Raw genomic sequence first — 13,404 nt, 5'->3', positions numbered from 1 at the left:
GGTCAGTGATGGCCGGTTTTTTTTCGCCTGCATTTTTTAAAACCGGGAAAAGGCTCAAGGTCGGGGCATTGCGCGCAACTGGTAAGACCGGTCATGCCAATCGATGAATTTTCACTTGCGATCCGGCAAAAACAGCGCCTAGACTGCGCCTGCACTGGACATACCGGTAAGACCACAATAATTAAGTCCTGAATCTGATGCGCTCAGCGCACGGCAGCCAGGACACTGACCAGGATTCCTCCCATGCTCAGATGGTGCTCGCGTTCAATCTTCCTCCAAGTGGTTCTCGGACTGGTGCTCGGCATCGTCTGCGGGCTGACCCTTCCCGAATACTCCGCACAGCTCAAACCCCTGGGCGACGGTTTCATCAAACTGATCAAGATGCTCATCGGCCTCATCGTGTTCTGCGTGGTGGTCAGCGGCATCAGCGGCGCGGGCGATCTGAAGAAGGTCGGGCGCATCGGCCTCAAGTCGGTCATCTACTTCGAAGTGCTGACCACCATCGCTCTGGTAATTGGCCTGGTGTTCGCTTTCAGCACCGGGATTGGCAGCGGCGCGAACATTCATCTGGATCAACTGGCCAAAGCCGACATGGGCGATCTGGCCCAGCGCGGCCAGCAGATGCACACCACCACCCAGTTCTTGATGGACCTGATCCCGACCTCGGTGATCGGTGCTTTCGCCGATAACAACATCCTGCAAGTGCTGCTGTTTTCGGTGCTGTTCGGCAGTGCATTGAACCTGGTCGGTGAAGCGGCCTCGGGCATCTCGCGGCTGATCAACGAACTCAGCCACGTGATCTTTCGCATCATGGGCATGATCGTGCGCCTGGCGCCGATCGGCGTGTTCGGCGCCATCGCCTTCACCACCAGCAAATATGGCCTGGATTCGCTGCAACACTTGGGCAGCCTGGTCGGCCTGTTCTACCTGACCTGCGCCGCGTTCGTGTCGCTGATCCTCGGCCTGGTGATGCGCCTGTCCGGCCTGCGGATGTGGCCGTTGCTCAAGTACCTGCGTGAAGAACTGTTGATCGTCATGGGCACCGCTTCGTCCGACGCCGTGTTGCCGCAAATCATGCGCAAACTGGAACACCTGGGCATCGGCAGTTCCACAGTCGGGCTGGTGATTCCAACCGGTTACTCGTTCAACCTCGACGGTTTCTCGATTTACCTGACCCTGGCCATCGTCTTCATTGCCAACGCCACCGGCACGCCGCTGGCCATGACCGACTTGCTGACGATTCTGCTGGTGTCGCTGATCACCTCCAAAGGTGCCCACGGCATTCCGGGCTCGGCGCTGGTGATTCTGGCGGCGACCCTGACCGCGATCCCGGCGATTCCGGTGGTCGGCCTGGTGCTGGTGCTAGCGGTGGACTGGTTCATGGGCATCGGCCGGGCGCTGACCAACCTGATCGGCAACTGCGTCGCCACCGTGGCCATCGCCCGCTGGGAAAAAGACATCGATGTGCAACGGGCGAACAAGGTGCTTTCCGGCCAGGTGGGGTATACCTTCCAGCCGAGAAAACCGGTGGCGCCGGCGCATCAACAGGAATTCTGAATCATGCGGGAGCCTGCCACGGGGCAGACTCCCAAGCCTTATCCATGGAGCGAACAGTGATTACCACTTCAACGGTCGTCAATTCAGTCGTAGAAAAACTTCGGGCCGCGCTGGCCCGGGGTCAGTGGCGCTCCGGCGAAATGCTGCCGGGCCAGCGTGAACTGGCCGAACAACTGGGCATCAGCCGCCCGAGCCTGCGCGAAGCCGTCATCGTCCTCGAAACCCTCGGCCTGGTGCGCTCAATGCCGGGCAAAGGCGTGGTGGTGCTGGAAGCCAACCTCAGCGACAGCCAACGCCACGACAGTGCGGTGGCCGGCGCCAGCCTGGAGGACGTGCTGCAACTGCGCTACACCCTCGAGCCGTTCATCGTCGGACTGGTGGCGCAATCGATCAGCAGCAAGGAAGTCGGGCAACTGCGCCTGACCCTGATGGACATGCGCGAAGCCCTGGAGGCCAACGACAGTGAAGCCGGGGTCAACGCCTACATCGCGTTCCACGAAGAACTGTTCACCCTGACCTCGAACCCGATCTTCCAGAGCGTGGTGCAGCAGACCAGCAACGCCCTCAAGCAAAGCGCCGAAGTGCTGCGCAATTCGCCGGAGCATTTGGCCGAACGCCTGGAAGAAAACGAAGCGGTGGTGCGGGCGATCCGCAGCAAGAACAGCGCCCAGGCCAGCGCCGAGATGCGGCGGCACATCCTCCGTGAAGGCCAACGGATGGGCATCGAACTGAATATTCCGGACGACCACCTCGGCAGTTGAACTGCTTCGAACTGGAGACAGGCCATGAACAGCTTCGCCCCAGCGCCAACCCTCAGCGCCCTGCCCTTTCCCCAGCGGGCGGATGATCTCTATGCGCGGATCTTCGACGCGATTCTCGAACAGCGTATTGATACGGCCAGCCGCTTCACCGAAGAAAGCCTGGCGCAGATGTTCAGCGCCCGGCGCAGTGATATTCGCGGTGTGCTGACGCAATTGTCCCATCAGCAGGTCATCGTCCTGCGGGCCAACCATCGGCCCCGTGTCGCCGCGCTCGACAGCGAGCAGACCCGGCAGATGCTGCATGCCCGGCGCCTGACCGAAACTACTTTGGTGCGACTGGCCTGCCAGCAAACCGGCCCGCAAGACTTGCAACCGCTGCGAGACTTGATCGAAAGCGAGCGCAACTGTACCGAGAGTGGAGCAGCAATCCGCTTATCGGGGGAGTTTCATTTGCAGTTGGCGAAAATGGCGGGGAATGCACCGTTGGCGCATTTTCTTGGCAGTCTGGTGCGGCTGACTTCGCTGGCGATTGCGCAGTTTGAGGCTGAGCGGGAGGGATATTGCGTGTGGCAAGTGCATCAGGCCATTCTGGAGGCGGTGGAGCGAAAAGACGCGGTTATGGCGGTGACCGTGCTGAGCCGACATCTGGATTATCTGGAGGAGGCTTTGCTAAACGCTGGATCTTCAATCAATCGGAATCGTGTCGCCGGTTAGATCGCTTTCGCGGGCAAGCCTCGCTCCTACGGGATTTGAGTCATGTGAATCATCGCGATCCACCGAAACTCTGTAGGAGCGAGCCTTGCCCGCGAAGGCGTCATAACAGTCGCCGAAAATGCTTCAAACAGCCGCCACCCGCGCAAACCCTTCGCGAATCTTCTCTTCCGGCAAATCATCGGCAATAAACACAATCACACTTTCCCGCGCCTCGCCCTCCGCCCACTCGGTGTCCCAGTCGAAACCGTACAACTTCAGCACGCCCTGAAACACCATGCGCCGTGGCTCGCCGACGATGTTCAACACCCCCTTGTAGCGCAGCAGTTGCTTGCCGTGGTCTTCAAGCAGTTCGTTCATGAACTCGCTGAGCTTGTCGAGATCCAGCGGCTGATCGGTACGCAGCACGAGGCTGGAAATCCGGTCGATGGACGGCGCCTTGCTCACCGGCCGCAAACTCACGCCGCCGCCGAGGTCGGCATTCAGATTGAAACCGCGTACATCGAGCAATTGCGCCAGGTCGATCTTGCCGTGCTCGACCACGCGGATCGGGGCGCGACGGTTGATGCGGGTCAGGCGCTCACTCAACGCGGTGAAGGTCGGCTCATCCACCAGATCACGCTTGCTCACCAGCAAACGGTCGGCGAAACCGATTTGCGCCTGGGCGATGGTCTGGGTCAGGTGGGTCTCGGCATGCGCCGCGTCCACTAACGTGATGATGCCGTCGAGAATGTAGCGTTCGCGCAGTTCTTCATCGATGAAGAAGGTTTGCGCCACCGGGGCCGGGTCGGCCAGGCCGGTGCATTCGATCACCAGGCGATCGAAGGCGATTTCACCGCTGTCCAGGCGTTCGAGCAGCAGATAGAGGGCCTTGGTCAGGTCGGTGTGAATGGTGCAGCAGACGCAGCCGTTGGACAGCGTCATCACTTGCACCGGCTCGTCGCCCAACAGTTGGGTGTCGATGCCGGCGTCGCTGAATTCGTTTTCGATCACGGCGATTTTCAGGCCGTGCTCGGCTTTGAGCAGGTGGCGCAGCAGTGTGGTTTTACCCGCGCCGAGGAAGCCGCTGAGGATCGTGACAGGGATAGGGGCTAACAAAATAAGGTCTCCCGGACGCAAAAAAAAACCGTAGGAGCAAGGCTTGCCCGCGATGGCGTCCGAAAGATCGCCATCGCGGGCAGGCCATGCTCCTACAGCGCGGTGTTGCCTAGACCGCGTGCCTCAACAGCACTTCGGCCCACCCTTGCCACCGTAACGCGCTTCCTGACGTTCCCGGAAGAACATCTCGTAGCTCATCATCGGTTTGTCCGGGTGCTTGGTTTGCATATGCTCGACGTAGTTGTCGTAGTCGGGCATGCCGACCATCAGGCGCGCGGCCTGACCGAGGTATTTACCGAGGCGACTCAGGTCATTGAACATGTTTGCAATCCTCGTTTACGCGTCCGGCACAGCCTGGAAGGGCGCTTCTTTATCCGTACGTTCTTTGGTACCCCAGGCGGAAATCCCGACCTTGAGCGCATAGAACAGGATGCTGAACACCACAAACAGGAACAGCGCCGTCAGTGTTGCGTTGGTGTAGGCGTTGAAGATCACGTGTTGCATCTGCGTAATGTCCTTGGCCGGGGCGAGGATCTGGCCGTTAGCCAAGGCATCGCTGTATTTTTTCGCCAGGGACAGGAAGCCGATCGCCGGGTTGGCGTCGAACAGCTTGATGAAACCGGCAGTGGTGGTGCAGATCAGCAACCACGCGGCGGGCAGCAAGGTCACCCAGATGTAGCGTTGGCGTTTCATTTTGATCAGCACAACCGTGGCAAGCATCAGCGCGATGCCGGCGAGCATCTGGTTGGAGATGCCGAACAGCGGCCACAAGGTGTTGATCCCGCCGAGTGGATCGATCACGCCCTGGTACAGCAACCAGCCCCACATCGCCACACAACCGGCGGTGGCGATCAGGTTGGCGGTCCAGGATTCCGTGCGTTTGAGCGACGGCACAAAGGAACCGAGCAAATCCTGAAGCATGAAGCGTCCGGCACGGGTACCGGCGTCCACGGCGGTCAGGATGAACAGCGCTTCAAACAGGATCGCGAAGTGGTACCAGAACGCCATGGTGTTTTCACCCGGCAACACGCTGTGCAGGATCTGCGCGATGCCGACCGCCAGGGTCGGGGCGCCGCCAGCGCGGGCGAGGATGGTGGTTTCACCAATGTCATGGGCCACCGCTTGCAGCGCTTCCGGGGTAATGGCAAAGCCCCAGCTGCTGACGGTTTGCGCCACGGCCACCACGTCACCGCCGACGACTGCCGCCGGGCTGTTCATGGCGAAGTACACGCCCGGCTCGATCACCGAGGCGGCAACCATGGCCATGATCGCGACGAAGGATTCCATCAACATCGCGCCGTAGCCGATGTAGCGGGCATTGACTTCGTTATCCAGCAGCTTCGGCGTGGTGCCGGAAGAGATCAGCGCGTGGAAACCCGAGACCGCGCCACAGGCAATGGTGATAAACAGGAACGGGAATAACCCGCCCTTCCACACCGGCCCGGTGCCGTCGATAAACTGCGTCAATGCCGGCATTTTCAGCTCGGGCATGGTGACCAGAATGCCGATCGCCAAGGCAATGATGGTGCCGATTTTCAGGAACGTCGACAGGTAGTCACGCGGTGCCAGAATCAGCCAGACCGGTAACGAGGCGGCCACGAAACCGTAACCGACCAGCATCCAGGTAATCTGCACGCCAGTGAAGCTGAATGCCTTGGCCCACACTGGATCGGCGGCAATCTGCCCGCCCAGCCAGATCGAACCCAGCAGCAGCAACACGCCGACCACGGAGATTTCACCGATGCGGCCCGGGCGGATGTAGCGCATGTAAATGCCCATGAACATCGCGATCGGGATGGTCGCCATCACCGTGAAAATGCCCCATGGGCTTTCGGCCAGGGCTTTGACCACGATCAGCGCCAGCACCGCGAGGATGATGATCATGATCAGGAAGCAGCCAAACAGCGCGATGGTCCCGGGGATGCGGCCCATTTCTTCACGGACCATATCGCCCAGCGAGCGACCGTTACGGCGGGTGGAGAGGAACAGGATCATGAAATCCTGCACCGCACCGGCCAGCACCACGCCGGCAATCAGCCACAGCGTACCGGGCAGGTAGCCCATCTGCGCTGCCAACACCGGACCGACCAAAGGCCCCGCGCCAGCAATGGCCGCGAAGTGGTGACCGAAGAGGATGTGTTTGTTGGTCGGGACGTAGTCCAGGCCATCATTGTTAAGCACGGCGGGGGTGGCCCGGCGCGGGTCGAGCTGCATCACATTGTTTGCGATAAACAGACTGTAGTAACGATAGGCAACCAGATAAATGGCCACGGCCGCGACCACAATCCACAAGGCGTTGATCGCCTCGCCTCGACGCAATGCCACTACGCCAAGGGCGCACGCTCCTACGATTGCCAGCAGCAGCCAGGGTAGATGGCGTAGCAGGCTATTATTATTTTTCATTTTTATATTCCAGCCAGGGTGGACAAGAAAGACAGCCACCCCGAGTTTAGCTCTACTGGCGACAAAGACCATAGTCCGACCTTGGTCGAGCGCCATCACTGTGCTGGCAGCCTTTGTCGATGCGGGTCTATAGTCAGCCAACCTTCACGAGGATTGCGCCATGAGCGAGCACCCTGCAGATCGCCGCCGCTTCAAACGTTTTGCGTTCGACGCCCGAACCGAGCTGAGCCAGGGCGAACTCACCTGGCCGGTGAAGCTGATCGACCTGTCGCTCAAGGGGGCGCTGATCGAAAAGCCCGAGCCGTGGCTGGGCAATCCGGATTGGCATTTCCTGCTCGATATTCATCTGAATACAGACGTCGAGATCAAGATGGATGTGATGCTGACCCACGATGACCACGGTCAGCTCGGCTTCGTCTGCAAACACATCAGCCTGGAATCCATCGAGCGTTTGCGGCGCTTGATCGAGTTCAACCTGGGCGATCCCGAGGAATTGGAACGCGAACTGGGTGCCCTGATCGAGGTTTAATGACCTACGCCCCTTGTAGCAGCTGGCGAAGCCCGCGTTCGGCTGCGCAGCAGTCGTGAAGTCAGGCGACTCGGTGTTTCAGGAAAATCTCTCACTCAGGTTTTGCGTCTGCTTCGCAGCCGAACGTAGGCTTCGCCAGCTGCTACAGATTATGTTGCAGGCAATGGGGGCAAGTTATTCGAACAAAGCGTCGAGGGCCTGCTCCAGCCGGGTAACCGCAATGATCTGCAACCCCGGCGGCGCTTCTTTCGGCGCATTACCCTTGGGCACGATGGCGCGCTTGAAGCCGTGCTTGGCCGCTTCCTTCAGACGCTCCTGACCACTCGGTACCGGACGCACTTCACCGGACAAGCCGACTTCGCCAAACACCAGCAAATCATGGGGCAGCGGCCGGTTGCGCAGGCTCGACATCACCGCTGCCATCAGCGCCAGGTCAGAGGCGGTCTCCAGCACTTTCACCCCGCCGACCACGTTGAGAAACACATCCTGATCGTGGGTCGGAATGCCGCCATGTCGGTGCAGCACCGCCAGCAACATGGCCAGCCGATTCTGATCCAGCCCCAGCGTGACCCGTCGCGGGTTGGCCAAATGACTGTCATCCACCAGCGCTTGCACTTCGACCAACATCGGCCGGGTGCCTTCCCACGTCGCCATGACCACACTGCCCGGGACTTCTTCCTGAGCACGGGTGAGAAAAATCGCCGAAGGGTTGGAGACTTCTTTCAGGCCCTTGTCGGTCATGCCGAACACACCCAGTTCATTCACCGCGCCGAAACGGTTTTTAACCGCCCGCAGCAGACGCAAACGGCCATCGGACTCGCCTTCGAAATACAGCACGGTGTCGACCATGTGCTCCAGAACACGCGGGCCGGCCAATGCGCCTTCCTTGGTCACATGGCCCACCAGGAAAATCGCCGTGCCGCTCTGCTTGGCATAACGCACCAGCAGTGCCGCACTTTCGCGCACCTGGGACACGCCGCCGGGTGCCGATTGCAGTTGCTCGGTGAAAATCGTCTGGATCGAATCGATCACCATGACCTTGGGCTTTTCCAGCCGGGCCGTGGCGATGATGGTTTCGATGCAGGTTTCGGTCATCACCCGCAGTTTGTCCTGGGGTAAACCAAGACGACGGGCGCGCATGGCCACTTGTTGCTGGGATTCTTCACCGGTGACGTACAGCGCCGGCATGCTCTTGGCGAGGTTGCACAAGGTTTGCAACAAAATGGTCGATTTGCCGATGCCGGGGTCACCGCCGATCAACACCACCGAGCCGTCCACCAGGCCACCGCCCAGCACGCGATCAAGTTCACTGGAGGCCGTGGAAAAACGCGGAATCTCTTCGACACTGACTTCGGCCAGGGTCTTGATCTGGGCCTGTTGGCCGGTCCAACCGGTGCGACCGCTGGGGACCGCAGCGCCGCCGCTCTCGACCATGGTTTCGGTCAGCGTGTTCCAGGCCCCGCACTCGCCGCACTGGCCGGCCCACTTGGGGAAGGTGGAGCCGCACTCGGTGCAGCCGTACATGCGCTTGGCCTTGGCCATCTGAACTCCCGGCAAAAACCGCGATGATAGCTCAGCTGGAGCGGATCAGCGCGGCACCGCGTTGCGGATTTCACCGCTGGCCAGACGCGCGGCGCTATTGCCCAGCGGATCCTCGGCATTCAGGTCGGCGCCCTTGGCCTTGAGCGCATCCAGCAACTCGACACGGTGGAACAACCCGGCATACATCGCCGCGGTCTGCCCGGCACCGTTACGTTGGTCGGGGCTGCAATTGGCCGCCAACAGGGTTCGGGCGATCTGTACCTCGCCCTTGAAAATGGCACCCATCAGCGCTGTGTTGCCCCGCTGATCCTGGGCGCAGGCATCGGCGCCGGCGGCGAGCAGACGGTCCACCGCGGCACTCTGGCCGTGATAGGCCGCCAGAATCAACGCGGTATAACCCTTGCTGTCGCGGGTATCGAGGGAGTAACCGGCCTCGATGAAGGTGTCGAGCATCGGCACATCGCCACGGCGGGCGGCATCGAAGTAATAATCCTGCAATTGGGTTTTCAGCGCGGCGGGGTCTTGTGGGACGTCCGCTGCCGGTTCGGCAAACACACTGAACGAGAGGGCTGCCAGAAACACAGATAGATAGAAACGCATGGCCAGGCTCCTTGGTCTGACGGGACCTCGAATGAGGCCCCGCTTTTTCAGGCAAACGATCAGTCGACCAGTTTGGCCGCCAGTGCCTTGACCCGGGCCAGGTCACCCTTGGCCACCTTGGTCACGCCGGTGCCGTATTCCGGGTCGGCCTTATAAAGGAACGACAGCATGATGTGCTTGCTCTCGTCGTCGGTGCTGGCCAGCGAGCCGCCGAAGTTGTCGATCAGGTCCTGGCGCTCCTTCGGGCTGAACGAGCGATACAGATCGCCGGCCTGCTTGAAGTTCTGCTCGTGCTGGATCTTCGTCTGCTGGGTGCTGCCTGACAGCGCCGACTGGCTGTAGCGTGCGGTTTGCGGCTCCTCACGGGGCAGCAAACGGCTTGGCTGGTAATTCACGCCGGTGCTGCTGGCACCGCTGTTCATGGCGCCATCCTGATTACCGTTATTGACCGCAACCTTGGGCGCATTGATTGGCAGTTGCAGGGCATTGGCGCCCAGGCGATACATCTGCGTATCGGCATAAGAGAACACGCGGCCCTGTAACAAACGATCTTCCGAAGGTTCGATACCGGGAACCAGATTGGCGGGCGCCATGGCAACTTGTTCGGTTTCCTGGAATACATTGGCCGGATTACGGTTTAACACCATTTGTCCAACTTTGCGCTCAGGAATGCCTGGCCAAATCTTGGTTGCATCCAATGGATCAAAATCAAACTTGTACAAATCTTTAGAATTTAAAACTTGAACGTACAAGTCCCACTTCGGAAAATCTCCCTTGGCTATATGAGTAACCAAATCGTTAGTCATATGACTGTAGTCTTGACCTTGAACGTTAGTAACTTCCTGTGGATCGAGATTTTTAATGCCCTGCAAACTTTTCCAATGAAACTTCACGTAGTGCACGTCGCCTTTGGCATTCACCAACTTGTAGGCGTGAACACCATTACCGTCCATTTCCCGATAACTGGCAGGCGTACCTGAGTTGGAATACAACTCGGTCAGGGTGCGAGTGGCTTCCGGCACATGGGAGAAGAAATCGAAACGGCGCGAATCGTCGTCAAGGTTGGTACGCGGATCGGGCTTGAAGGCATGGACCATGTCCGGGAATTTGATGGCATCCCGGATAAAGAAGGTCGGGAAATTGTTGCCGACCAGGTCCCAGTTACCGTCCGCGGTGTAGAACTTGGTGGCGAAACCGCGAGGGTCGCGCAGGGTTTCCGGGGAATGGTTGCCATGCACCACCGCCGAGAAGCGCACGAATACTGGCGTGCTCTGGCCGCCGGCGAACACCTTGGCCTTGGTCAGATCGCTGAGGTCGTCCGTGACGGTGAAGGTGCCATGGGCGCCGGTACCACGGGCATGCACCACGCGCTCAGGGATGCGTTCACGGTCGAAACGCTGGAGTTTCTGGATCAGTTGCACGTCTTGCAGCAGCACCGGGCCCGTGGCGCCGGCGGTTTGCGAGTTCTGGTTGTCGCCGACGGCGGCACCGTTATCGCGGGTCAGGGTCGCGGCACTGACGGCGAAGGACAGCACACTGGCGCTCAAAACGCCCAGGGCACGTAGGGGAAAAGCCCCGAAGCCAATCGTGGAAGTCATATCAGGTTCCTCTGTTTTTAGGACGCATCCATGTGCGCTGTACAGAGGCTAGAGGCCGAAACCGCAGAACATAAATAGAAAGATCACAACGCGATGATTGATAGATTCTTGTAGCAAATCATCGTGTTAGCGCGTATTTCGCGCGCGATTGCTGGCACTTTGCAAACTAATTGGCAGAAGACAGGTCGATAACAACGAGCATTGTAAGAAGGTGTTTCGAGCAATAGCTGTTTTGCTGAATTACACTGCGTTCACCAACCTCATCTGTAACAAGGAAATAACCTATGGGCGTGCTTAACGAGTTCAAGGCCTTCGCGGTCAAAGGCAATGTGGTCGACATGGCCGTCGGTATCATCATCGGTGCCGCCTTCGGCAAGATCGTCTCGTCGTTCGTTGGCGATGTGGTCATGCCGCCCATCGGGCTGCTGATTGGCGGGGTGGATTTCAGTGACCTGGCCATCACGCTCAAGGCTGCCAATGGTGACATTCCTGCCGTGATGCTGGCTTATGGCAAATTCATCCAGAGCATGATCGACTTCATCATTGTCGCGTTTGCGATCTTCATGGGCGTCAAGGCCATCAACCGCCTGAAGCGCGAAGAGGCCGTAGCACCGACCCTTCCACCGGTTCCGACCAAGGAAGAAGAGCTGCTGAGCGAGATCCGTGATCTGCTCAAGGCCCAGAACCAGAGCGAGCGGCCTTGAACGCTGTCCTGGATTGAAAAACGGCGCCTTCGGGGCGCCGTTTTTTTTACCAGTAGTTTTCCACCGCCACCTGTCCGGGCCGTCGGCTGAGGCTCAGGTTCATATCGCGCAGTTTGAGCAATTTGCGGGTGTCATCGATCATCTGTGGGTTGCCGCAGATCATCACGCGCGAGTGCTCGGGCGTCAGTTCCAGCCCCGCCGCCTGCTCCAGTTCGCCATTTTCAATCAGGGTGGTGATCCGTCCATTCAGGACGCCAGGCACCTGCTCGCGCGTTACAGTCGGGATGAACTGCAGCTTGTGGGCGTATTCCGCCAGGTAGTCACGTTGCGCCAACCCCGCGATCAACTCCTGATAGGCCAGTTCCCGGCCTTCGCGCGCGCTGTAGACCAGGATGATGCGTTCAAACTTTTCCCACACCTCGAAATCCTGCAGGATCGACAGGAACGGTGCCACCCCTGTGCCGGTGGACAACAACCAGAGGTCACGACCATCGACGAAACGATCCAGGGTCAGGTAGCCCGTGGCCTGCCGCTCGACCAGCAACGTATCCCCCACTGCCAGGCGGCTCAGCTCACTGGTGAACTCGCCCCCCGGCACGACGATGGAAAAAAACTCGAGAAACTCGTCGTAGGGTGAAGAAACCATGGAGTAGGCGCGCCACACCGTGCTGCCATCGGGTTTGGTCACCCCCAGCCGAGCGAATTGCCCCGCACGAAAGCGAAAGCCCGGGTCCCTGGTGGTGCGCAGCGTGAACAGGCTCGGCGTCAATGGCTGGACGTCGAGCAAGGTCTGGCGGGTGAATTTTTCTGCACTGGCGGTCATGGGGCACTCCATTGGACAGGTGGGGCCAGTGTCCCGCAAAGCAGACGACTTAAACACCGCTGGTTTGTAGTGGCTTTAGGTGATGGTTACTGTTCGTTAGCTAGTCTTATTTAATAGAAACGCCGCGGTGACACTAATTAGCCAGCAGCTTTTGTGAAAAAGTTGTCAATTGATTCTCCCTCGAAGTTGTTACTCCACCGTGACACTCCTTATAAACCGATCCCGCATTTGCAGCGGTTATAAAGAGCGAAAAAATCAGGGCACCTCAGTAGGATTCATCCTACACTCGTGACGTGCCGGATTTTGGATCCAATGGGCACCCCGGAGAAACACATACATGGAGAACTGAAGATGGAAATGTGGAAGGAATCACAGTTGACGCAGCTGTCCTATGCTAAAGAAATCGACATTGCTTATCCGATTTCACTTAACTTCGTCAAAAATCTCGGGTTTAAATTCTGTGCTTTTTCAATCACTTCAAAATCGCTTGGTACTCACGACCGCAGCCTCAACCGGAACAATTTCCCAAAGGCCTGGAACACTCAATATGAACAAAACAAATTCAGCGCCATCGACCCCGTAGTAGCTCACTGCAATCATTCCATGCTGCCCATTCTATGGACTGAAGATGTCTTCTCCCAGACGCCGTCGCTGTGGCAAGCCTTGCAACAACAAGGGCTGCAACACGGCTGGTCGCAATCATTCCATGACGAGGAAAGCGGCCTGTACAGCATGCTGAGCCTGGCCAGAAGCCACTGCCCGATTACCGCGTATGAACTGTATGAAAATCTCGGTTTCACGGTGTTCATCGGTCGTCATCTGCACGCACTGGCCGCCAAGACCCTGCCGAAGAAAAAACCGAGGCCGAGTACGCCGCGCCTGTCTCCCCGTGAAGTCGAGGTGTTGCGACTGTCCGCCGATGGCAAGACCGCGTACGAAATTTCCAGAATCCTCAGCCTGAGTGAGCGCACGGTGAATTTCCACGTGCACCGGGCTATCGAGAAACTGGGGGTCTGCAACAAGATCGCGGCGGTGTTTGTAGCGACAAGGAGCGGGGCTATCTGAAACCGCTCGCCCC

13 protein-coding genes are annotated in these 13,404 nt (G+C 58.9%); 6 read left to right on the top strand and 7 right to left on the bottom strand.

What is annotated here, in order from left to right; genetic code table 11:
• Window positions 1-243: 243 nt before the first annotated feature.
• From HKK53_RS25000 to HKK53_RS24990, 3 genes are read left to right on the top strand one after another with little or no spacing between them, the layout of a single operon-like run.
• Window positions 244-1,557: a C4-dicarboxylate transporter DctA gene (locus HKK53_RS25000; RefSeq protein ID WP_123509174.1), complete on the top strand. Its 1,314-nt coding sequence runs from the start codon at window positions 244-246 to the stop codon at window positions 1,555-1,557.
• Between the two features lie 56 nt (window positions 1,558-1,613).
• A complete protein-coding gene (locus tag HKK53_RS24995) occupies window positions 1,614-2,318 on the top strand; it encodes a FadR/GntR family transcriptional regulator (protein WP_169372988.1) in 705 nt (234 codons plus the stop codon).
• Between the two features lie 24 nt (window positions 2,319-2,342).
• Window positions 2,343-3,032 carry a GntR family transcriptional regulator gene (locus tag HKK53_RS24990; RefSeq protein WP_169372987.1) on the top strand — a complete coding sequence of 230 codons (690 nt, stop codon included), beginning with the start codon at window positions 2,343-2,345 and terminating at the stop codon, window positions 3,030-3,032.
• Window positions 3,033-3,155: 123 nt separating this feature from the next.
• Here HKK53_RS24990 and yjiA read toward each other — a convergent pair whose 3' ends face one another.
• The 3 genes from yjiA to HKK53_RS24975 form a co-directional block, all read right to left on the bottom strand.
• Complete coding sequence (gene yjiA, locus HKK53_RS24985) at window positions 3,156-4,148, bottom strand: GTPase (RefSeq protein WP_442962272.1); 993 nt, start codon at window positions 4,146-4,148, stop codon at window positions 3,156-3,158.
• A gap of 102 nt (window positions 4,149-4,250) precedes the next feature.
• On the bottom strand, window positions 4,251-4,448 hold the full coding sequence (locus tag HKK53_RS24980) for a YbdD/YjiX family protein (RefSeq protein WP_010467494.1): 198 nt from the start codon (window positions 4,446-4,448) through the stop codon (window positions 4,251-4,253).
• Window positions 4,449-4,463: 15 nt separating this feature from the next.
• Window positions 4,464-6,530 carry a carbon starvation CstA family protein gene (locus tag HKK53_RS24975; RefSeq protein WP_169372985.1) on the bottom strand — a complete coding sequence of 689 codons (2,067 nt, stop codon included), beginning with the start codon at window positions 6,528-6,530 and terminating at the stop codon, window positions 4,464-4,466.
• 160 nt (window positions 6,531-6,690) lie between these two features.
• Between HKK53_RS24975 and HKK53_RS24970 the strand changes: the two genes are divergently transcribed.
• Window positions 6,691-7,059, top strand: coding sequence for a PilZ domain-containing protein (locus HKK53_RS24970; protein ID WP_169372984.1), 369 nt, complete (start codon window positions 6,691-6,693; stop codon window positions 7,057-7,059).
• A gap of 174 nt (window positions 7,060-7,233) precedes the next feature.
• Here HKK53_RS24970 and radA read toward each other — a convergent pair whose 3' ends face one another.
• From radA to HKK53_RS24955, 3 genes are read right to left on the bottom strand one after another with little or no spacing between them, the layout of a single operon-like run.
• On the bottom strand, window positions 7,234-8,601 hold the full coding sequence (gene radA / locus HKK53_RS24965) for a DNA repair protein RadA (protein WP_169372983.1): 1,368 nt from the start codon (window positions 8,599-8,601) through the stop codon (window positions 7,234-7,236).
• 45 nt (window positions 8,602-8,646) lie between these two features.
• On the bottom strand, window positions 8,647-9,201 hold the full coding sequence (locus HKK53_RS24960; RefSeq protein WP_169372982.1) for an ankyrin repeat domain-containing protein: 555 nt from the start codon (window positions 9,199-9,201) through the stop codon (window positions 8,647-8,649).
• A gap of 59 nt (window positions 9,202-9,260) precedes the next feature.
• A complete protein-coding gene (locus HKK53_RS24955; protein WP_169372981.1) occupies window positions 9,261-10,799 on the bottom strand; it encodes a catalase in 1,539 nt (512 codons plus the stop codon).
• A gap of 284 nt (window positions 10,800-11,083) precedes the next feature.
• On the opposite strand from HKK53_RS24955, the gene mscL reads away from it, so the two are divergent.
• Window positions 11,084-11,503, top strand: a complete 420-nt coding sequence (gene mscL, locus HKK53_RS24950) for a large-conductance mechanosensitive channel protein MscL (protein ID WP_169372980.1) — start codon at window positions 11,084-11,086, stop codon at window positions 11,501-11,503.
• Window positions 11,504-11,549: 46 nt separating this feature from the next.
• On the opposite strand, the gene HKK53_RS24945 is transcribed toward mscL, so the two are convergent.
• Window positions 11,550-12,326 carry a ferredoxin--NADP reductase gene (locus HKK53_RS24945; protein ID WP_169372979.1) on the bottom strand — a complete coding sequence of 259 codons (777 nt, stop codon included), beginning with the start codon at window positions 12,324-12,326 and terminating at the stop codon, window positions 11,550-11,552.
• A 351-nt stretch (window positions 12,327-12,677) separates the two neighbouring features.
• Between HKK53_RS24945 and HKK53_RS24940 the strand changes: the two genes are divergently transcribed.
• Complete coding sequence (locus HKK53_RS24940; RefSeq protein ID WP_169372978.1) at window positions 12,678-13,391, top strand: autoinducer binding domain-containing protein; 714 nt, start codon at window positions 12,678-12,680, stop codon at window positions 13,389-13,391.
• Window positions 13,392-13,404 lie beyond the last annotated feature (13 nt).

Origin of the sequence: Pseudomonas sp. ADAK7, assembly GCF_012935675.1 — a bacterium.
Lineage (GTDB): Bacteria > Pseudomonadota > Gammaproteobacteria > Pseudomonadales > Pseudomonadaceae > Aquipseudomonas.
The sequence above is the reverse complement of the archived record's forward strand: the minus strand, read 5'-3'. Positions and strand labels throughout refer to the sequence as shown.

Coding starts and splice junctions, on each gene's coding strand:
- HKK53_RS24975 (WP_169372985.1), bottom strand. CDS start 6,530: ATGAAAAATAATAATAGCCTGCTACGCCATCTACCCTGGCTGCTGCTG.
- radA (WP_169372983.1), bottom strand. CDS start 8,601: ATGGCCAAGGCCAAGCGCATGTACGGCTGCACCGAGTGCGGCTCCACC.
- HKK53_RS24955 (WP_169372981.1), bottom strand. CDS start 10,799: ATGACTTCCACGATTGGCTTCGGGGCTTTTCCCCTACGTGCCCTGGGC.
- HKK53_RS24940 (WP_169372978.1), top strand. CDS start 12,678: ATGGAAATGTGGAAGGAATCACAGTTGACGCAGCTGTCCTATGCTAAA.
- HKK53_RS24990 (WP_169372987.1), top strand. CDS start 2,343: ATGAACAGCTTCGCCCCAGCGCCAACCCTCAGCGCCCTGCCCTTTCCC.
- HKK53_RS25000 (WP_123509174.1), top strand. CDS start 244: ATGCTCAGATGGTGCTCGCGTTCAATCTTCCTCCAAGTGGTTCTCGGA.
- HKK53_RS24945 (WP_169372979.1), bottom strand. CDS start 12,326: ATGACCGCCAGTGCAGAAAAATTCACCCGCCAGACCTTGCTCGACGTC.
- mscL (WP_169372980.1), top strand. CDS start 11,084: ATGGGCGTGCTTAACGAGTTCAAGGCCTTCGCGGTCAAAGGCAATGTG.
- HKK53_RS24970 (WP_169372984.1), top strand. CDS start 6,691: ATGAGCGAGCACCCTGCAGATCGCCGCCGCTTCAAACGTTTTGCGTTC.
- HKK53_RS24960 (WP_169372982.1), bottom strand. CDS start 9,201: ATGCGTTTCTATCTATCTGTGTTTCTGGCAGCCCTCTCGTTCAGTGTG.
- HKK53_RS24980 (WP_010467494.1), bottom strand. CDS start 4,448: ATGTTCAATGACCTGAGTCGCCTCGGTAAATACCTCGGTCAGGCCGCG.